This window comes from Agromyces sp. NDB4Y10, from assembly GCF_001620055.1.
In the GTDB taxonomy this organism is placed as follows: domain Bacteria; phylum Actinomycetota; class Actinomycetes; order Actinomycetales; family Microbacteriaceae; genus Agromyces; species Agromyces indicus.
The window spans coordinates 15029-34073 of the sequence record NZ_LQGY01000004.1; the positions used below are offsets into that span (position 1 = coordinate 15029).

Below are 19045 nucleotides of genomic sequence, written 5' to 3' on the forward strand. Positions count from 1 at the left end.
ACCTTCCAGGAGCTGACATGACCGACCGCGACGACGAGTTCGACGCCCCCGACGACGATCTCGCCGAGCGCCTCGCCGGCGTCGACGAGGAACTCGCCGAGCAGCGCGCGGCCGCGCTCCGCTCGGGCCTCGAGGAGTACGACCTCGACGAGGAGGACCTCGACCTCCTCGAGCTGTCCGACGAGGGCGAGGAGGGCATCCGGTTCCTGCCGGCGCTGCCGGTCATCGCGATCGTGGGCCGCCCGAACGTCGGCAAGTCCGCGCTCGTGAACCGCATCCTCGGCCGCCGTGAGGCGGTCGTCGAGGACACTCCCGGCGTCACCCGCGACCGCGTCTCCTACAAGGGCGAGTGGCTCGACCGCCGGTTCACGCTCGTCGACACCGGCGGCTGGGAGCCGGACGCCAAGGGCATCGACGCGTCCGTGGCCGCCCAGGCCGAGGTCGCGATCGACCTCTCCGACGTGGTGCTGTTCGTCGTGGACGCCACCGTCGGCGCGACCGCGACCGACGAGCACGTGGTCCGGCTGCTCCGGAAGACCAAGAAGCCCGTGTTCCTCGTCGCCAACAAGGTCGACGACGCCCGGCAGGAGCCCGAGGCCGCCGCGCTCTGGAACCTCGGCCTCGGCGAGCCGTACCCCGTGTCGGCCCTGCACGGCCGCGGCGTCGCCGACCTGCTCGAGGAGGTCTTCACGGTCCTCCCGCAGGTCTCGGCCGTGGCGAAGGAGGAGTTCGGCGGTCCCCGCCGCGTGGCGATCCTCGGCCGGCCGAACGTCGGCAAGTCGAGCCTGCTCAACAAGGCCGCGCGCGAGGAGCGCGTGGTCGTGAACGAGCTCGCGGGCACGACGCGGGACCCGGTCGACGAGCAGATCGAGCTCGGCGGCAAGGTCTGGCGCTTCGTCGACACCGCCGGCATCCGCCGCCGGGTGCACCTGCAGCAGGGCGCCGACTTCTACGCATCGCTGCGCACGCAGGCGGCACTCGAGAAGGCCGAGGTCGCCGTGGTGCTGCTCGACGTCTCGCAGCCCATCTCGGAGCAGGACGTGCGCATCATCGACCTCGTGCTCGAGTCGGGCCGTGCGCTCGTGCTCGCCTACAACAAGTGGGACCTCCTCGACGACGACCGCCGCCGGTACCTCGAGCGCGAGATCGAGCAGGATCTGCACCACGTGGCGTGGGCGCCGCGGGTGAACATCTCGGCGAAGACGGGACGCCACCTCGAGAAGCTCGTGCCCGCCCTTGAGACGGCGCTCGAGTCGTGGGACACGCGCATCCCGACGGGCAAGTTCAACGCGTTCCTCACCGAGCTCACGCAGGAGCACCCGCACCCGGTGCGCGGCGGCAAGCAGCCCCGCATCCTGTTCGGCACGCAGGCCTCCACGCGCCCGCCGACGTTCGTGCTGTTCACGACCGGCTTCCTCGACCCGGGGTACCGCCGGTTCATCCAGCGCCGCCTGCGCGAGATCTACGGCTTCGTCGGCACGCCCATCGTCACGAACATGCGCGTGCGCGAGAAGCGCCAGCGCTAGGCGGCCTGCCGGCGAGCGGATGCCGCAGCGCCGAGGGTCCGCCCGCGTGGTCAGGCCGGCGCGGGGCGATGCGCTCCGAGCGCCGGGAGCGCCCACGCGCGCGTCCGGATCGCACGCGGGCGGCTGAACGCCGTGCGCACGCCGGTCGAGGCCAGGACCGAGTCGGGCAGTCGATCGGCCAGGTCCGGGAAGCCGCTCGCTGCGAGGAGTTCGTCGTCGAGCTGGAGGAGTTCCGCACGCTGGAGCGGCCACGGCGCATGCGTGTTCCGCGCCCACATCGTGCGGCCGAGGTGCCGCTCGTGGTGCCCCCACCGGTCGGTGAGGAAATGGGCGAGCGCCGCATCGGGCGCGTGCTCCGGGAGCGGTTCGCCCAGGCGCGCACGGATTCGGGTGGCCGGCCCGCCGGGGCCGTGACGGCGGCTCCGGAAGTCGAGCTCGAAGCCCGCGGCATCCGCTCGCCTCGTGACGCCGGCGCGTGCCCAGTGGTACGGCAGGCCGAAGCCGACCCGCGCGGCGATCACGGGCAGCAGGCGCCCGGCCTCGAGCGTGCGGAACACGACCCCGTGTCGACCCGACGCGTCGCGCGCGTACAGCCGCACGTTCACCTCGACGAACGTGCCGAGGCGGTGCAGCGGGGGCAGGGGCGGGAACCGGGTGTCGGCGAGCACGAACGGGATGAGCCCGACCCAGGTGGTGCCGTCGACGATGTCGGGTCGCGTGCCCTTCGGAAGGAACCGCTGCACGCGAGACGGCTCCACCCGCCAGTGCAGGAACAGTAGGTCGCGCCAGTGCTGCTCGACGACCACGCGTCCCGGCAGCGGGGGTGCGGTGCGCGGCAGTCCGTCCACGCAGTCCATCCTGCCGCGACCGCCCGTCCGGACGCGAGGGGGCGCGCCTGCGTAGGCTCAGGGCATGGCATCATCCGGCGGCGTGCTCGGCGACCGAGGGCTCGCGGTGCTCGCAGGCGTGCACCGCTGGGTCATCCGGGTCACCGGGGGCCGCCTCGGATGGCGCATCGGACGACTCGTCACCGTCGAACTCCACACGGTCGGACGCCGCACGGGGCGGCCGCGGACCACGATCCTCTCGGCGCCGATCGCCGAGCCGGACCGGGTGGTCCTGGTCGCGTCGAGGGGTGGAGACGACCGGCATCCGGCCTGGTACCTGAACCTCGTCGACCATCCCGACGTGGTCGTCGACTTCCGTGAGGGGAGCCGGCCCATGCGGGCGCGCACTGCGACGCCCGCGGAGAAGGCGGAGCTCTGGCCGCGGATCACCGCCGCCTATCCCGGCTACGAGCACTACCAGCGTCGTACCCGTCGCGAGATCCCGGTGGTGATCTGCGAACCCGTGCAGTGAGCGACCCCGTCCGACGGTTGACGGGACGAGCGCTGACCCCGAGCATGGGCGGATGGGGGAGCGCGACGAGGACGCGGGGACGGTCGTGCTGTGGGCGCTCGTCGACGTGCGGGACCGCCTCGAGGAGTACCGGCCCCTCGCGCTCGCGGACGAGCCGGACGCGCTGCACCAGATGCGCACGAGCGTGCGTCGCCTGCGCAGTCTGCTCGCCGCCTACGGGCCGGTGCTCGACGCCGGCGTGGTGACCGGGCTGCGGCGCCGGCTCCGCGAGCTCGGCCACGAGCTCGGCACCGTGCGCGACCTCGAGGTGCGCGTCCAGGTCGCCGAGGCCGCGCTCGCGGACGCCGACGAGGCGGGGCGCTTCGCGACTCCCGACGAACGGGCGCGCGTGCGCAGCATCCTGATCGACGACGAGACCGCCGCCCACGATCGTGCGCACGCGCGGTTCGCCGAGCGGCAGCGGTTGCCGCGGGCCGTCGCCAGGCTGGAGGAACTGGATCGCGTGCTGCGCGACCCGCCCCTCGTCGAGCGGGCGGGACGGCCGGCGCACCGCGAGCTCGCCCGGCTGCTCGACCGCGAGGCCCGTCGCGCGGCGAAACGGGCCCGTCGGCTGCCGGATGGCGCGGGAGCCGAGGACCTGCACGACCTGCGGAAGGCCGCTCGGCGGCTGCGCTACGCCGCGGAGGCGGTGACGCAGCCGCCCGTCGAGCTGTTCGGCGAGCGGGCCGTGGCGCTGGCCGAGGCGGGCGACGAGATCCACGACGTGCTCGGCGATCACCGCGACGAGCTGCTCTTCGCGGAGCACCTTCGGCGTGCGGCCGCGCATGAGGCGCACGCGGGTCGACCGGGCGACGCGCTCCACCGGCTCGCCGACGACGCCGACGCTCGCGCCGACCGCCACCTGGGGCGCCTGGCCGATGCGGTCGACGACCTGCTCGATGCGGCACGGAGGTGGCACGCGAAGCACGGGTAGCGGGTCGGGCTCCGACCGCTCACTCGGCGAGGCGCCGCTGCATCACGACCCGGTGCGGCTTGGGCCTCGCGACCTCGGTGAAGCCCGCCGCCTCGAACATCGAGACGGTGCCCGGGAACAGCTCGGCGGCGGGCGGCTTGTCGCGTTCGGCCGGGTCGACGGCGTAGGCCTCGACGATCCGTGCGCCGTGCTCGCGGGCGGTCTCGACGGCTGCAGCGGCGAGGGCGGTCGCGACGCCCTTCCGGCGGAAGCGTCGCGGGATGACGAAGCAGGAGACCGACCAGATCCCGGCGTCCGCGAAGTCCGGTTCGGTGGTGGCGGAGCCGACGGGGCTGTGCTGCAGGCGGACGAGTGCCGGGCGTGGTTCGACCGCGCACCATCCCACGGGGGTCGCACCGTCGTACGCCAGGAGGCCGGGACCCGGCCCGGGCTCGGCCAGTTGCGCGGCGAGCCGCTCGCGGAGCTCGGCCGGCGTCGCCTCCCGCCAGTCGGCACCGCGCACCTTGTACCACTGGCACCAGCAGCCGGCCGGGTCCCCGCGCGTGCCGAACACCGCCTCGACGTCGGCGAAGGGGACCGTGGCGGCGGGGACGATGCGCAGGCTCGTCGCCGGCGGCGCGTGGTCGTGGTCGGGTCGGTCCATGGGGTGACCGTATCGCCATGCGGCGACATCCGCCTACCGTAGTGAATGTGGGTAATGATGAAGTAACATCACGATATGACCCCCGGCCCCACCGTGCTCGACCGGCTGCTCGAGATCAGCGAACTCTTCCAGCGCGATCTCGCCCGCGAGTTCTCCGGCACGTCGCTGACCACGGCCCGCACCCGCGTCCTCTGGGACCTCGTGCATGCCGGGCCGTCCACGCAGCAGGCCCTCGCGACCCGCCTCGAGGTGAGCGCCCGCAACGTCACCGGCCTCGTCGACGCGCTCGAGCAGGCCGGCTACGTCGAACGCTCGCCGCACCCGACCGACCGCCGGGCGACGCTCGTGACGCTCACCCCGCCGGCCGAGGAACTCATGCGCGAGATGCAGCGCGACCACCACGAGCTGTCGGCGACCCTGCTCGAGGCCGTGCCGGCGGCCGACCGAGACGCGTTCCTCCGCGGCATCGACGCGGTCGCCGAACGCCTCCGGGGACTCGTCGCCGCCTCGGGTGCCGGCCGAACCGCAGCGCCGCCGATCGAGCCGGTCCCATGAGCGCCGACGTCCAGCCGGCCACCCGGCCGTCCGCCGCTCGTCGCCTCGGCGTCTTCGCGCTGCGCGCGCTGAAGCTCGAGCTCCGCATCTACGCGAGCATCGGTCGACTCGTCGCCCGCCGTCCCGCCGTCGCGCCCGGAGCCACCGGATTCGCCTACCACGCCCCGGTGTTCACGATCCTCATGGTGTTCATCGTGCTCTCGGCGGTCGAGATCCCGATCATCGACCTGATCGTGCACCGGTGGCCCGTCGTGCGCATCTCGTTCCTGATCCTCGGCATCTGGGGGCTCACCTGGATGATCGGCCTCCTCGCGGCCTACCTGATGCGCCCGCACACCGTCGGACCCGACGGGATCCGGGTGCGCGAAGGCCTCGAGATCGACCTGCCGCTGTCCTGGGACGACATCGCGTCCGTCGCGCTCGACCGACGCACCGACGAACCCAAGTCACCGCGGGTGACCGAGGCGGACGGCACCCGCATCCTGTCGCTCCGGATGCAGGACCGGACCGTGATCACCATCGAGCTCGAGCGGCCGACGGTCGTCGCCCTGCCCGGCACCGCGCCCAAGGGCGGCCGGCAGGCGGTCGACGAGGTTCGCATCTGGGTCGACGACCCGAGCGGGTTCATGGCCGCCGTGCGCCGGCACATCTGAGCGGACCACGGCCACCGCCGACCGGATGCCGCGGCGGTCCGCGTGTGCACGAGCACCCCCTCCGATGCCGCTATGATGGTCGAGTTGTCTTCTGCGGGAACGCGGAGGACATCGGGCTGTGGCGCAGCTTGGTAGCGCACTTGACTGGGGGTCAAGGGGTCGCAGGTTCAAATCCTGTCAGCCCGACCGGAGAGGCCCGGAACCACGCGGATCACGCGAGGTTCCGGGCCTTCGTCGTCCCTCCCGCGCCGCCCGGCACGGCGCCCGAGGCCGTACGGTGAAGGACATGGACACGGTGCTCGCGGTCGGCGCGGTCATCACCGACGCCGACGGTCGCGTGCTCCTCGTCCGGCGGGCGCACGAGCCGCAGCGCGGACGGTGGTCCGTCCCCGGCGGCCGCGTCGAACCGGGGGAGACGCTCGAGGCGGCGGCGGCGCGCGAAGCGCTCGAGGAGACCGGGCTGCGCGTCCTGGTGGGCCGGGAACTCTGGACGATCCGCGTCCCCGCCGGGACCGGCATCGAGTACGAGGTCCACGGCTTCGCCGCAGCCGTCCTCGGCGGGACGCTCGACCACGGCGACGACGCCGACGATGCGCGCTGGGTCCCGTCCGGCGACCTGCCGGGGATGCCGCTCACCACCGACCTGCTCGAGCTGCTGCGATCCGCGGGCATCGCCTCGATCGACGCTCCGGTGGCGGCCGACGCCCCGGCGACCGCGTCGCACGACGGGGACCGGCACTGATGGGGTTCACGCGCGCCGAGCTCGAGTCGTTCCGGGGCCGGAGCGTCGACGACCTCATGCCCGAGCGTCCCAGGCTCGTGTTCGTCGGCATCAACCCCGGCCTCTGGACCGCCGCCACCGGCACCCACTTCGCCCACCCCGGCAACCGGTTCTACCCCGCCCTCGTCGCGGCGGGCATCATCCCGCGGATGCCGCGCTTCGCCGATGGATTCACCGAGGAGGACCGGCGGATGTTCCTCGACGCCGGCATCGGCATCTCCAACCTCGTGCACCGGGCCACCGCCCGGGCCGACGAACTCGACCGCGCCGAGCTGCGCGCCGGAGCGGCGAGGCTCGCCGCCGACGTCGCTGCGTGGCATCCGCTCGTCGTCGCGATCGTCGGCCTCACCGCCTACCGGCAGGGTTTCGACCGGCCGAAGGCCACGGCGGGGCGGCAGGAGGAACGGCTCGCCGACGCCGAGCTCTGGGTGGTGCCCAACCCGAGCGGGCTCAACGCGCACGCGACGGTCGCCGACCTCGCGGCGGCGTACGCCGAACCGGCGAGCGCCGCGGGGATCGAGCTGCACCCTCCGGCGCGCTGAGCGCATCGTCGACCGGGCCGTCCGGGCGGCGTGGCGAAGGTCCTGCGGACGACACGGGAGCAGGAGCGCATAATGGATTGATGAATCCGTCAATCCATTAGGGGAGTGCATGTTCTCGGACGCCAGTCGCCCGCTGTACGAGGTCAAGGCCAACCTCTTCAAGGGCCTCGCGCACCCGCTCCGGGTGCGCGTGCTCGAGGTGCTCGCGTCATCCGCCGGCGAGACGCCCGTCTCCGACCTGCTCGAGGCGACCGGACTCGAGGCCTCCCACCTCTCGCAGCACCTCGCCGTCCTCCGCAACTACGGGCTCGTCACCGCCGAGCGCCGCGGCAACCAGGTGCGCTACCGGCTCGCCTACCCGCAGGTCGCCGACCTGCTGCGCGTCGCGCGGGCGCTGCTCGCCGAGGTGCTGCAGACCACCGAACGGCAGCTCCTCGAGCAGTCCGCGCTGCCCGACCTCGCTCCGCCCGAGACGGCCGACGCGACGACGAATGCCGCAGCGACCCGGGCCGGCGCATGACCGCCGCGCCCATGCCGCGCGCCGCACGCGCCATCCGCTCGCTGCTGCCCGGCGCCGCCGACTACCGCGACGTGCGTCGCACCTGGAAGGGCGACCTCGTGGCGGGGATCACGGTCGGCATCGTCGCGCTGCCGCTCGCCCTCGCCTTCGGCGTGAGCTCGGGCGCCGGGGCGGCGAGCGGCCTGGTCACCGCCATCGTCGCGGGCGTCGTCGCGGCCGTGTTCGGCGGATCGAACGTGCAGGTGTCAGGTCCGACCGGAGCGATGGTGGTCGTGCTCGCGCCCATCATCGCCGCGCACGGACTCGGCGCGCTCGCGATCGTCGGCGTGCTGGCCGGGCTCATGGTGCTCGCCGCCGGCATCCTCCGGCTCGGCCGGGCCGTCACGTTCATCCCCTGGCCGGTCATCGAGGGCTTCACCCTCGGCATCGCCGTCATCATCCTCCTGCAGCAGGTGCCCTCCGCGCTCGGCGTGCCCGCGACCGAGGGCGTCAACGCCATCGTCGGCGCCGTCGACGCGGTGACGCGCACGTCATGGCCGGATGCCGCGTGGGCCCTCGCCGTCGTCGCGGTCGTCGCCGCGGTCATGCTCGCCGCCCCGCGCATCCACCCGCTCGTACCCGGCTCGATCATCGCGATCGTCGTCGCGACCGTCATGACCACGCTCGCCGCCGCGCCCGTCGCCACGATCGGCGAACTGCCCTCCGGGCTGCCCGCGCCGGTGGTGCCGGCCATCGACCTCGAGACGCTCGGCGCGCTGCTGCTGCCCGCCGCGACCGTCGCGGCGCTCGCCGCCATCGAGTCGCTCCTCTCGGCGCGGGTCGCGGCGACCATCTCCGACACCGGTCCGTACGACGCCGACCGCGAGCTCGTCGGCCAGGGGCTCGCCTCGGTCGCGTCCGCGGTGTTCGGCGGCATGCCCGCGACGGGCGCGATCGCGCGCACCGCGGTGAACGTCCGCTCGGGTGGTCGGACGCGCCTCGCCGCGGTCCTCCATGCCGTGCTGCTCGCCGGGATCGTCGCGATCGGCGCGGCCGTCGTCGCCGCCATCCCGCTCGCGGCGCTCGCGGGCGTGCTCATGGTCACCGCCACCCGCATGATCTCGTTGGCGACCGTCCGCACCGTCATGGGAGCCACGCGGGCCGACGCGATGGTCTTCGTCGGCACCGCGATCGTGACCGTGAGCGTCGACCTGATCACCGCGGTCCTCGTCGGCATCGCCGTCGCCGCGTTCCTCGCCCTGCGCACGCTCGCCCGATCGAGCGGCGTGCACCGCGAAGAGCTGCCGGCTCCCGCGGAGGCCGGCGACGAGCGCATCGCGCTGTTCCGCCTCGAGGGTGCGCTGTTCTTCGGCGCGGCCGAGCGGATGCTGCAGCGGGTCGGCGCGCTGCGCGACGTCGACGTGGTCATCATCCGGATGTCGCAACTCCAACTGCTCGACGCCACGGGCGCCCAGGTGATCACCGAGCTCATCCACGCGCTCGAGCGGCGCGGGGTCACCGTGCTGGTGAAGGGCATCCAGGGCCGCCACCTCGAGCTCGCCACCCGAGTGGGCGTGATCGCCTCCCTCCGGCACCGCAACCACCTCTTCGACGACCTCGCCGCCGCCGTCGAGCACGCCCGCAGCCACGCCCGGCGCACCGCGGAGGCGCACGGCTGAGCGTCTCCGCGGGGCGTTCGGCAAGCCCCTGCCGCGGCATCCGGGGCTCGGGCACGATGGAGGCATGCCCGCCCCTGCGCCCACCGTCTCGGTCGTCATCCCCGTCAAGGACGATGCCGACGTGCTCAGGAGATGCCTCGCCGCACTCGCCGAACAGCAGGTCCGCCCGGACGAGATCGTCGTCGTGGACAACGGGTCGACCGACGACTCCGCCGACGTCGCCAGGGCAGCCGGGGCGCGGGTCGTCGCCGAGCCCGAGGCCGGGATCCCGGCCGCGTCGGCCCGCGGGTTCGATGAGGCGCGATGCGAGATCGTCGCACGGCTCGACGCCGACTCCGTGCCGCCGCCCGGCTGGATCGCGCACATCTCCTCGACGTTCGCCGACGACCCCGAGCTCACCGCCATCACGGGTCCCGCGACGTTCATCGACGGGCCCGTCCGGTGGCGCCGTCCACTCGCGCTGGCCTACCTCGGCAGCTACTTCGCCACGGTCACGCCCGCCCTCGGCCACGTGCCGCTCTTCGGCTCGAACTTCGCCGCTCGGCGATCCGCATGGCTGGAGGTGCGCGACCGGGTGCACCGCCACGACCCGCTCATGCACGACGACATGGACCTGTCGGTGCACCTCGGCCCGCGGCGCCGCATCCGCTACGACCACCGGCTCACGATGGGCGTCTCGATGCGAGCCCTCTCGGGCGACCGGATGCTGCGACTGCGGCGCGGCATGCACTCGATCGTGTCCCACTGGCCGGCCGAGTTCCCCTGGTACCGGTGGTACCGCCGCGCCGTGCGCCCGCGCAGCCGCCCGCGGCGCCCCGTCGTCCGCCCCTCGCGCTGACGTCGCCGGAGCGGCGGCGTACCATGGGAGGCACGCCGGCCGGGGCGCTCTGGAGGGAGCAGCACTGGTCACCTGGCATCCGATCCTCGCCGCCGACGAGCCCGAACCCGGCCGATGGCGCCTGGTCGACACGATGGGTCGCGAGTACGGTCGCGTCACGATCGTCCGCCTCGACGGCGACATCCGCTACCGGGCCGAGTTCGAGGGCCGACTGCTCGGTTGGTCGGCCACGCTCCGCAGCGCCTGCGAACGGGTGCACACGGCCTTCGTGCGCTCGCACGGCCCGGGGGAGTGGCAGGGATACCCGGACTTCTCGCACGCCGGAAGATGAACCGGATCCCACGTGTCCATGAGGAAATGTCGATACCTTTGACGACTTTCACAGGAAACGGGCACGACTCGTGGAGGAAGTCCGTGCAGACTGGCCGCTTCGCCACGGCGACCCCCCTTCACTGCACCGAGACGACAGGAACCTCGGCGCGCCGGCACAGCACGCGCGCGCCGACACGTGACATCTATGCGCAACGAGACGACTTCCCCCAACGCCCCCCAGCACCCCACTCCCGAAGACCTCGCGACGACGCGAACCCGCGTCCGACGCACGCGTCGCAACCGCCGGACGCTGCTCGCCTCCGGCGCGGTCGTGGCCGTCGGCGCGCTCGTCGGTTCCGGCTTCGCCCTGCAGGGCGCCGTCGCCGACGAGCACGCCCGCATCGCGGAGACCGCGGCGCTCGCCGAGGCCCACAACCGCGGCATCGAGCAGCTCGATGCCCACGGCGGCATCCTCCAGGCCCAGGCCGTGAAGTACGCGGAGGACACCCTCACCGTCGCCGGCGACACGCTCGCCGCCGCCGAGGGCAAGGCCGATGCTGCCGAGCTCGCGTCCACGGTCGCGACGCTCGAGCACTACACCTACCTCGCTCCGGAGCGCGTGTTCGAGCTCGTCGACGTCGCCACCGAGCACGCCGACCAGGTCAAGGCCGAGATCGCCGCGTTCGACAAGGCCGCCGCCGAGAAGGCCGCGGCCGAGAAGGCCGCCGCTGAGAAGGCCGCGGCTGAGAAGGCCGCCGCCGAGGCACAGGCGGAGCCGAGCACGCCGTCCTACCCGTCCGGCCCGGCGAACCCGAGCGGTGCGCAGGCGATCGCCCGCGACCTCATGTCGTCCATGTACGGCTGGGGCGACGACCAGTTCGGCTGCCTCGTCGACCTCTGGAACAAGGAGTCGGGCTGGAACGTCTACGCCACGAACCCCTCCAGCGGCGCGTACGGCATCCCGCAGGCCCTCCCCGGCGACAAGATGGCGACGGCCGGTGCCGACTGGCAGACCAGTGCCGCCACGCAGATCAAGTGGGGCCTGGGCTACATCTCCGGCCGCTACGGCACCCCCTGCGGCGCTTGGTCGCACTCGGTGTCGGTCGGCTGGTACTGATCCCCGCCACCCGGTTCGGCCCGGACCTTCGAAGGTCGACGGCCACCGGCTGAGCCCCCGTTCGAGCACCGCCCGCTCGTCCGCGTCCGACGCGGCGAGCGGGCGGTGCTCGTTTGCGCTGCGCGGGTCTCTGCGCCCGCGCCGCCGCCCGTGACGGATGGCCTCCGCACGGCGATCGCGCCGATCCCCGACGCGCCGGTCGACGGGGACCGAAGTCCCGCCGGGCCGCACCGGGCGATGCTAGCGTCCGCGCATGGGGTCGGCGTCGCCGGCCGCTCCGGCAGTGATGATCGGGGGACGCATGCTCCGGGACCGGTGGGCTCGGCGGGGGGATCCCGCCGACCGACGAGGGGAGCCGCTCGTCCCGGACGCCGCGTCCGCTGACTCGGTGCCGCGGGCGCCGCTGCCGCGCGCCACCGTCATCCTGCTCGGCCTCGCCGCCGCCGTCGTGGTCGTGTTCGGACTCGCCGCGGCCCGGAGCGTGGTGGCGCCCGTGGTGCTCGCGCTCGTCCTGACCATCTGCGTGCACCCGATCCGCCGCCGCCTCGAGCGGCGGGGCGTGCCCCGCGGCCTGGCGACGGGCAGTGCGATCGTCGCGGTGTTCGCGCTCCTGACCGGGTTCTTCGCAGCGCTGTTCGTCGCGCTCGCCCAGTTCACCGCACTGCTGCCGCAATACGCGGACCAGATCGAGGCGGGCGTCGCGGCCGTCGCCGACGCGCTCGAGTCGATCGGGTTCGGCGCCGCGCAGGCCGAGACCATCGTCGCCGGACTCGAGCCGTCACGGGCGATCGAGATCGCCACGGGCCTGCTCGGCGGCGTGACCGGCGTCGTGTTCTCGCTCGTGATCGTTCTCACCCTGCTGATCCTCATGGCGGTGGACGCGACCTACGGCCCGGCGATCCTGCGCCAGCTCGAGCCGCGACGGCCCGACCTCGTGGAGGCGCTGGCCGGATTCACCCGCAACGTGCGCCGCTACATGGTGGTCACGACCGGGCTCGGCGTCGTCCAGGGGCTCGTCAACTGGCTGGCCCTCGTCATCCTCCAAGTCCCCGGGGCGCTGCTCTGGGGGCTCCTGTCGTTCATCTGCAGCTTCATCCCGAACATCGGCTACTTCATCGCGATCATCCCGCCGATCGTGTTCGGGTTCCTCGCCGGGGGCTGGCCGACGGCCGTCGCCGTCATCGTCGTCTACGGCCTGGTCAACGCGGTCGTGCAGTCGATCATCCAGCCGAAGGTGGTCGGCGGCGCCGTCCGACTGAGCGAGACGATCACGTTCGTGTCGGTGCTGTTCTGGGCGCTCGTGCTCGGCCCGGTCGGGGCGATCCTGGCCGTGCCGCTCACCCTGCTCGCCCGCGCGGTGCTCATCGACGCCGACCCCGGCACCCGGTGGTGGCGGCCGGCCACCGGTGACGTGCACGAGACCAAGGAGCTCGCCTCCGAGATGTCCGCCGAGGCCCGTGCGGAGGGCCGCGCCGAACGTGCCGCGCGCGCCGGTCGTCGCCGCAGCCGGTGACCCCGGTCCGCCCCGGCGGATCCCCGCCCGCCCCGACGGGTCGGCGTCCGGATCCCGGACCCGTCGATAGCCTGTCGGGATGAGCGAGCGCACCGAATCCGCCCTCGAGCCCGCCCGCGGCGGCATCCGCGCCCGACTGACCCGGATGGTCGAGTGGGCGATGAGCACCAAGCCCGTCCGCGCGTTCCTGCGCTACCAGGAGGCGCACGGCCCGGCGCTGGCGGACTCGGTGACCTACCGCACGCTGTTCTCGGTGTTCGCGGGCGTGTACCTCGGGTTCGCGGTCGCCGGCATCTGGCTGGCGGGCAACCGCGACGCGATCGAGGCCCTCGTCGAGACGGTCGGCACCGTCATCCCGGGACTCGTGGGGGAGGGCGGGGTCATCGACCCCGACGACATCGTGCAGCCGCTCACCCTGAGCATCACCGGTGCGCTCGCGCTGCTCGGTCTGCTCGGCGCCGCGATCGGCGCGATCTCCTCCCTCGACGTGGCGCTCCGCGCGCTCACGGGCCGCCCGGAGCCCGAGCGGTTCTTCCTCTGGACGATCCTGCGCAACCTGGCGATCGCCATCGGGTTCGGCGTGCTGCTGGCGGTCGCCGCGCTGATCACCGTGGTCGGCACGGGCGCCCTCGGCGTCGCGCTCGACTGGCTCGGCCTGCCCGTCGGCGACGCCCTGCTCGACACCGGCTCGCGCACGCTCACGATCCTCGTCACCTTCGTCATCGACACGGTCGTGATCGCCGGCCTGTTCCGGGTGCTGTCCGGCCTGCGGCCGGGAGCCCGGACGCTGTGGGTCGGCGCGCTCATCGGCGGCGCGGGGCTCACCGTGCTGCAGGTGCTCTCGGGACTGTTCGTCGGCGGTGCCACGAACAACCCGCTGGTCGCCTCGTTCGGATCGATCATCGCGCTGCTCATCTGGCTGAACCTCTCCAGCCAGGTCGTGCTCCTCGCGAGCGCCTACATCGTCACCGGCGTGGACGACGAGACCGATCGCGTGGCGTCGCGCTACGGGGCCACGTCGGCCGCACTGCGGCGCCTCAAGCGCGCCGAACGACGCGCAGCGGATGCCGCGGCCGAGGTGGCGGCGGCCCGCGACGCGCTGCCGGGCGTGCACGATCCCGGCGCGCACGCCCGGCAGCGGCGTTCCTGAGGGTCGAGGGTCAGGGCCCGGCGATCCCGTCGCGGCGTCGGTCGGCGTCGAAGTCCGAGTCGGTGTACTCGCCCTCCTCCTCGATGACGACGGCGTCCGCGGCGGCGTCGTCCACGACCACCGCGTCTCCGTCGGCGTTCCAGTCGCCGTCGTTCACGCCGGCGTCGGCGTCCTTCGGGAGGACCGCATCGGCGGGCAGCTCGGAGTCGGTGTACTCGCCCTCGAACGGCTCATCGGATCGGATGTCGGCCATGCTCACTCCGTTCGTCGCGACCGTGGTCCCGCTCGGCGCGGCGGTCAAGGCACACGCTAGGCATCCACGGGCCCGGCGTCCACCCTGTTGACGCGTCGGCGCGGCGCGAGTAGTGCCCGGGCAGGCGGATCGCGCCGACGTCGACGCCGGGCGTCCCTCGACGCCCCGGGAGCGCGGGGTTAGGCTCCCCGCATGTGCAGGAACATCCACCCCCTCCACAACTTCGAGCCGGCGGCGACCGACGACGAGGTCCGGGCCGCCGCGTTGCAGTACGTCCGCAAGGTCAGCGGAGCCACCCGCCCGTCGAAGGCGAACCAGGCCGCGTTCGACGAGGCCGTCGACGCGATCGCGCACGCCACCCAGCACCTCCTCGATCATCTCGTCACCTCGGCGCCGCCGAAGGACCGCGAGGTCGAGGCGGCCAAGGCGAGGGCGCGCGCCGCCAAGCGGTACGCCACGGCGAGCGCCTGAGGCGTCGCGTCGGCGGCGAGGGGTAGCGTCGACCCATGGCCGGCGACGCGGTGACCCTGCACATCCCCGGACCCGACGGCGAGCGCGCCGTGCGGATCTCCAGTCCCTCGCGCGTGCTGTGGCCCGGTCCGGGCATCACGAAGCTCGAGCTGGCCGAGTACCTCGTCGCCGTCGGCGCGGCCTTCGTCGCCGCGAACGGCGGCCGGCCGGTCTCGCTCGAACGCTTCCCCGAGGGCGTCGACGGCGAACGCTTCTTCTCCAAGAACCCGCCCCGCGGCGTTCCGGAGTGGATGCGCGACGTCACCGTCGCCTACCCCAGCGGGCGCCGCCACCCGCAGCTCGTGATCGATGAACCGGCCGGAGCGGTGTGGGCCGCCCAGATGAACACCGTCGTCTTCCACCCATGGGCGTCGCGTGCCGAGGCGACCGACCTGCCCGACCAGCTGCGGGTCGACCTGGATCCCCAACCCGGCACGGGGTTCGCCCAGGCGGTGCCGGCGGCCCTCGCGATGCGCGACCTCCTCTCCGAGGTCGGACTCACCGCGTACGTGAAGACCTCCGGTAACCGCGGCATCCACGTCTTCGCGCCCATCGAGCCCGAGCACGAGTTCCTCGACGTGCGCCACGCCGTCATCGCACTCGCCCGCGAACTCGAGCGCCGGATGCCCGACGCGGTCACCACCGCGTGGTGGAAGGAGGAGCGCGGCGAACGCATCTTCCTCGACTTCAACCAGGCCAACCGCGACCGCACGATGGCGGGCGCCTACAGCCCGAGGCCCCTGCCCGACGCGACCGTGTCGTGCCCCCTCGACTGGGACGAGCTCGAGTCCACGGACCCGGGCGAACACACCATCCGCACCGTGCCCGCCCGCCTGGCGGAGCGGGGCGACCCGTGGGCCGACATGCACGCGGCCCCCGGGCGCATCGACACCCTCCTCGAGTGGTGGCAGCGCGACCTCGACGACGGACTGCCCGAGCTGCCGTTCCCGCCCGACTTCCCCAAGATGCCGGGAGAGCCCACGCGGGTCCAGCCGAGCCGCGCCCGCCGCGACGACGCCGACGACTGACGCCCCCGGTCCGCGGCGCGGCGCAGGTCACACGTGCGTCGGCGCGGTCCTCGTGTGCGGCACCCCGTGCACCGAGCGATGCAGCCGCTCCATGCGCGCGTCGAGTTCGGCGGCCGTCCGCGCGGCATCCGTCAACTGCTCGAGCAGGTCGCCCGGCACGCGTCGGTCGTACTTGTAGTAGATCTTGTGCTCGAGGCTCGCCCAGAAGTCCATCGCGATCGTCCGGATCTGCACCTCGACGGCGACGGCGTGCTCACCGGTCGAGAGGAACACGGGCACCTCGACGATGAGGTGCAGGCTCTGGTAGCCGTTCTCCTTCGGCTGCGCGATGTAGTCCTTCACCTGGAGCACGCGCACGTCCGCCTGCGCCGTCAGCAGCTCCGCGAGCCGGTACGCATCCGAGACGAAGCTGCACGTCACGCGCACGCCGGCGATGTCGGTGATCGTCTCGCGGATCCCGTCGAACGTCGGCTCCACGCCCTTGCGGCGCATCTTCTCCACCACGCTGTCGACCGACTTCAACCGGCTCGAGATGTGCTCGATGGGGTTGTACGCGTGCGCCTGGCTGAACTCCTCCCGCAGGATCGACAGCTTCGTGATCACCTCGTCCATGCCGAACTTGTACCGCTGCATGAACCGCTCGGTCTCGTCCCGCAGTGCTCGCATCTCGTCGAGCGTGCGACCGTCCAGCGCATCGAGCGACCGTTGCGCCCGGGGCGTCAGCATGGGGCCGGTGCGATGGGTGCGCGGGGTTCCGTCGAGCGGGGTCACGGATGCCACGGTAGGGCGCCGAGCTTCGGGTTCCCTATGGATCAGGTGCCCGTTCGCAGCGACGGGTCACCCCACCGCGTCGACGTACCGCCACCGGTCCTCGCGCACGAACCGGCTCACCTCCGACTGCGCGCCGCGCTCGCCGTCGACGACGTAGCGGGCCACGAACTCGACCAGGCCGTCGCGGTCGAGGGGACCGCCCCGCTCCGAGCGGACGATCTCGAGCGATCGCCACGTGATGTGCGGGTCGAGCTCGAGCGTGCGGGGGCGCGTCGACGGATGCCACGTGGCGAGCAGGTACGCCGCGTCGCCCACGGCGAACGCGGTGTACCGCGATCGCATGAGCTGCACGGCCGTCGGAGCCGCGGCCCGGCCGGAGAGGTACGGCCCGCAGCACTCGCCGAACGCGGCACCGCTCCGGCACGGGCACGCCGACGACGCGGCGGGCCGGTCGACGGGGGTCTGCGGAGGCATCACACCAGTGTGCCGCACCAGCCGCGCGCCGAGCTCGCGCGCCTTCGATCATGGGATGCCCAGCCGGAACCGAGGTTTCATCCAGATTCATAGGGAAGGGTGGGGGACTTGTGCGCCCGGGACCGTGACGGCCCGGGCGATCCCATGCCCCCGCTCGGAGGGCCCCCGACCTGAGTGATCCGAGCGCCCCCCCAGACTATGCGCAACGAGATCCAGCAGACCGAGAACCAGCACACCGACACCCGGCAGACCACCCCGTTCGCCACCCCCGCCGCCACCCGCCGGGCCGCCCGCCGCCGCCGGGTCGGACGACGCCGGCTCATCGCCGGCGGCGCCGTCCTCACCGCCGGCCTCGTCGCCGGCACGGGCTTCACGATGCAGTCCGCGCTCGCCGCCCAGGAGCGCGTCCAGGCCACCGCGGCCATCACCGACGCCGCATCGCGCGACGCCCTCCAGCTCGGCGCGTACGCCGGCATCGCCGAGGCGAAGACCCACGCCCAGGCCCAGGACACCCTCGCGCTCGCCGAGGACACGCTCGCCGAGGTCGAGGGCAAGGTCGACGCCGGTGGGCTCGAGGCGTCCGTCGCCTCCCTCGGCGACTACGAGACCCTGCCGCTCGACGAGGTGCGCGAGCTCACCGCCGAGACCAAGGTCCGCATCGCCGAGGCGATGAAGGCCGCGGAGGCGAAGGACCGCGCGGCCGCCGAGCAGGCCGCCGCCGCGGCGGCGCTCGCGCGCGCCAACACCCCCGAGGGCGCGAAGCAGTCGGCACGCGAGATCATGTCCTCGCAGTACGGGTGGGGCGAGGACCAGTTCCAGTGCCTCGACTCGCTCTGGACCAAGGAGTCGGGCTGGAACTACCAGGCCGTGAACCCCTCGAGCGGCGCGTACGGCATCGTCCAGGCGTGGCCGGCCGACAAGCTCGCCACCGCGGGCGCGGACTGGCGCACCAGTGCGGCCACCCAGATCAAGTGGGGCCTGCAGTACATCGCCGCGAGCTACGGCTCGCCGTGCGCGGCCTGGGGCCACTCGCAGTCGGTCAACTGGTACTGATCGGCGCACGCACCGAGCCGAGGCGGCCGCGCGGGGGAGTCCTCGTGCGGCCGCCTCATGCCGTCCGCGGGTCGAGCAGGTGCCGGCGCTCCGGATGCCGGTCGAACCACTGCTCGACGTACCAGCAGCTCGGCACGATCCGCCGGCCCGTGCCCTGCTCCACGTCGTCGACCGCGAACCGCGTGAGCTCGGCGGCGAGTCCGGCGCCGCGGTAGGGCGGGTTGGTGAACGTCCGGACGAACGCGACGGCGTCGCCGAGCTCGCGGTAGTCGAGCACGCTCGCGATGACGCCGTCGACGCGCACGACGTAGCGCCGCAGGTCCGGTTCGTGGGCGAAGTCCTTCGTCACCGTCTCAGGCTACGCCGCAGCCGCACGCTGCCCGCCGAGGCCGCGACGGCGTGGCCCCACGTCGAGGACGGCGGCTGACCTCACGGCGTCAGCGGCCGCGGAGCCGATCGAGGTCGCGCCGCTCCCGCTTGGTCGGCCTGCCGGTCCCGCGGTCGCGGACCGGCACGGTCGGGACCGCCTCGCGCGGTGGGGGCGGCGGCGTGCGATCCTCGACGGCCGTCGCCGCGACCTCGGCGGAGACGCGCTTCACGATCGGCCGCCGCACGATGAGGATGCGGTCGAAGCCGTGGAGTCGGACCCTGACCTCGTCGCCGGGGCGGACGGGAAGCGCCGCCTTGGCGCGATCGCCGTTCACGCGCACGTGGCCGGCGCGGCATGCGGCCGTTGCGGCCGAGCGCGTCTTGCAGACGCGAACGGCCCACAGCCACGCGTCCACGCGCGCCGACTCGAGCTCTGCCATCGTCCCA

At 73.3% G+C, this 19045-nt stretch carries 24 protein-coding genes and 1 tRNA gene; 18 read left to right on the top strand and 7 right to left on the bottom strand.

Annotated elements, in window-relative coordinates; all coding sequences use genetic code 11:
* Positions 1–17 precede the first annotated feature (17 nt).
* Positions 18–1526: a ribosome biogenesis GTPase Der gene (gene der, locus AVP42_RS00985; protein WP_067945243.1), complete on the top strand. Its 1509-nt coding sequence runs from the start codon at positions 18–20 to the stop codon at positions 1524–1526.
* Positions 1527–1576: 50 nt separating this feature from the next.
* On the opposite strand, the gene AVP42_RS00990 is transcribed toward der, so the two are convergent.
* Positions 1577–2383: a YqjF family protein gene (locus AVP42_RS00990; protein WP_067945245.1), complete on the bottom strand. Its 807-nt coding sequence runs from the start codon at positions 2381–2383 to the stop codon at positions 1577–1579.
* A gap of 55 nt (positions 2384–2438) precedes the next feature.
* Between AVP42_RS00990 and AVP42_RS00995 the strand changes: the two genes are divergently transcribed.
* Together AVP42_RS00995 and AVP42_RS01000 are read left to right on the top strand one after the other, a co-directional pair.
* A complete protein-coding gene (locus AVP42_RS00995; RefSeq protein ID WP_067945247.1) occupies positions 2439–2885 on the top strand; it encodes a nitroreductase/quinone reductase family protein in 447 nt (148 codons plus the stop codon).
* 52 nt (positions 2886–2937) lie between these two features.
* Complete coding sequence (locus AVP42_RS01000) at positions 2938–3858, top strand: CHAD domain-containing protein (RefSeq protein ID WP_067945249.1); 921 nt, start codon at positions 2938–2940, stop codon at positions 3856–3858.
* A 19-nt stretch (positions 3859–3877) separates the two neighbouring features.
* On the opposite strand, the gene AVP42_RS01005 is transcribed toward AVP42_RS01000, so the two are convergent.
* Positions 3878–4501, bottom strand: a complete 624-nt coding sequence (locus AVP42_RS01005; protein ID WP_067945251.1) for a GNAT family N-acetyltransferase — start codon at positions 4499–4501, stop codon at positions 3878–3880.
* Between the two features lie 75 nt (positions 4502–4576).
* On the opposite strand from AVP42_RS01005, the gene AVP42_RS01010 reads away from it, so the two are divergent.
* The 12 genes from AVP42_RS01010 to AVP42_RS01065 all read left to right on the top strand — a co-directional run bounded on the left by AVP42_RS01010 (position 4577) and on the right by AVP42_RS01065 (position 14140).
* Positions 4577–5056: a MarR family winged helix-turn-helix transcriptional regulator gene (locus tag AVP42_RS01010; RefSeq protein WP_067945252.1), complete on the top strand. Its 480-nt coding sequence runs from the start codon at positions 4577–4579 to the stop codon at positions 5054–5056.
* Positions 5053–5709, top strand: a complete 657-nt coding sequence (locus AVP42_RS01015; protein ID WP_067945253.1) for a hypothetical protein — start codon at positions 5053–5055, stop codon at positions 5707–5709. The genes AVP42_RS01010 and AVP42_RS01015 overlap by 4 nt, the downstream gene beginning before the upstream one ends.
* Before the next feature lie 112 nt (positions 5710–5821).
* Positions 5822–5895 (top strand) — tRNA-Pro (locus tag AVP42_RS01020).
* A 100-nt stretch (positions 5896–5995) separates the two neighbouring features.
* Positions 5996–6451, top strand: coding sequence for an NUDIX domain-containing protein (locus tag AVP42_RS01025; protein WP_082846886.1), 456 nt, complete (start codon positions 5996–5998; stop codon positions 6449–6451).
* Entirely contained in the window at positions 6451–7032 is a 582-nt protein-coding gene (locus AVP42_RS01030) for a mismatch-specific DNA-glycosylase (RefSeq protein WP_067945255.1), read from the top strand. Before AVP42_RS01025 ends, AVP42_RS01030 begins: the two co-directional genes overlap by 1 nt.
* A gap of 109 nt (positions 7033–7141) precedes the next feature.
* The gene (locus tag AVP42_RS01035; RefSeq protein ID WP_067945257.1) at positions 7142–7552 is read left to right on the top strand and encodes a helix-turn-helix transcriptional regulator; all 411 of its coding nucleotides are present in this window, start codon (positions 7142–7144) and stop codon (positions 7550–7552) included.
* Positions 7549–9210 (top strand): SulP family inorganic anion transporter, encoded by a 1662-nt coding sequence (locus AVP42_RS01040; protein WP_067945259.1) that lies wholly within the window; start codon positions 7549–7551, stop codon positions 9208–9210. Before AVP42_RS01035 ends, AVP42_RS01040 begins: the two co-directional genes overlap by 4 nt.
* Before the next feature lie 64 nt (positions 9211–9274).
* Positions 9275–10048, top strand: a complete 774-nt coding sequence (locus tag AVP42_RS01045) for a glycosyltransferase family A protein (protein WP_067945261.1) — start codon at positions 9275–9277, stop codon at positions 10046–10048.
* Between the two features lie 133 nt (positions 10049–10181).
* On the top strand, positions 10182–10379 hold the full coding sequence (locus tag AVP42_RS01050; protein WP_082846887.1) for a hypothetical protein: 198 nt from the start codon (positions 10182–10184) through the stop codon (positions 10377–10379).
* A gap of 186 nt (positions 10380–10565) precedes the next feature.
* A complete protein-coding gene (locus tag AVP42_RS01055; protein ID WP_067945263.1) occupies positions 10566–11477 on the top strand; it encodes a hypothetical protein in 912 nt (303 codons plus the stop codon).
* A 388-nt stretch (positions 11478–11865) separates the two neighbouring features.
* Positions 11866–12990 (top strand): AI-2E family transporter, encoded by a 1125-nt coding sequence (locus tag AVP42_RS01060; RefSeq protein WP_067945472.1) that lies wholly within the window; start codon positions 11866–11868, stop codon positions 12988–12990.
* Positions 12991–13069: 79 nt separating this feature from the next.
* The gene (locus tag AVP42_RS01065) at positions 13070–14140 is read left to right on the top strand and encodes a YihY/virulence factor BrkB family protein (protein WP_067945265.1); all 1071 of its coding nucleotides are present in this window, start codon (positions 13070–13072) and stop codon (positions 14138–14140) included.
* Between the two features lie 10 nt (positions 14141–14150).
* Here the strand turns inward: AVP42_RS01065 and AVP42_RS01070 are convergent, their stop codons facing one another.
* The gene (locus AVP42_RS01070) at positions 14151–14393 is read right to left on the bottom strand and encodes a hypothetical protein (protein WP_067945267.1); all 243 of its coding nucleotides are present in this window, start codon (positions 14391–14393) and stop codon (positions 14151–14153) included.
* 192 nt (positions 14394–14585) lie between these two features.
* Here AVP42_RS01070 and AVP42_RS01075 point away from each other — a divergent pair, with 192 nt between their 5' ends.
* The gene (locus AVP42_RS01075; RefSeq protein ID WP_067945269.1) at positions 14586–14864 is read left to right on the top strand and encodes a DUF2277 domain-containing protein; all 279 of its coding nucleotides are present in this window, start codon (positions 14586–14588) and stop codon (positions 14862–14864) included.
* A 35-nt stretch (positions 14865–14899) separates the two neighbouring features.
* Positions 14900–15931, top strand: coding sequence for a non-homologous end-joining DNA ligase (ligD, locus tag AVP42_RS01080; protein WP_067945271.1), 1032 nt, complete (start codon positions 14900–14902; stop codon positions 15929–15931).
* 27 nt (positions 15932–15958) lie between these two features.
* Here the strand turns inward: ligD and AVP42_RS01085 are convergent, their stop codons facing one another.
* Positions 15959–16597, bottom strand: a complete 639-nt coding sequence (locus AVP42_RS01085) for a GTP pyrophosphokinase family protein (protein ID WP_369798123.1) — start codon at positions 16595–16597, stop codon at positions 15959–15961.
* A gap of 171 nt (positions 16598–16768) precedes the next feature.
* On the bottom strand, positions 16769–17176 hold the full coding sequence (locus AVP42_RS01090; protein ID WP_067945273.1) for a YchJ family protein: 408 nt from the start codon (positions 17174–17176) through the stop codon (positions 16769–16771).
* A 198-nt stretch (positions 17177–17374) separates the two neighbouring features.
* Between AVP42_RS01090 and AVP42_RS01095 the strand changes: the two genes are divergently transcribed.
* Positions 17375–18229 carry a hypothetical protein gene (locus AVP42_RS01095; protein WP_067945275.1) on the top strand — a complete coding sequence of 285 codons (855 nt, stop codon included), beginning with the start codon at positions 17375–17377 and terminating at the stop codon, positions 18227–18229.
* 55 nt (positions 18230–18284) lie between these two features.
* On the opposite strand, the gene AVP42_RS01100 is transcribed toward AVP42_RS01095, so the two are convergent.
* Together AVP42_RS01100 and AVP42_RS01105 are read right to left on the bottom strand one after the other, a co-directional pair.
* Positions 18285–18578 carry a GNAT family N-acetyltransferase gene (locus AVP42_RS01100; RefSeq protein WP_067945277.1) on the bottom strand — a complete coding sequence of 98 codons (294 nt, stop codon included), beginning with the start codon at positions 18576–18578 and terminating at the stop codon, positions 18285–18287.
* Positions 18579–18666: 88 nt separating this feature from the next.
* Positions 18667–19038: an RNA-binding S4 domain-containing protein gene (locus tag AVP42_RS01105; protein ID WP_067945278.1), complete on the bottom strand. Its 372-nt coding sequence runs from the start codon at positions 19036–19038 to the stop codon at positions 18667–18669.
* Between the last annotated feature and the right edge of the window lie 7 nt (positions 19039–19045).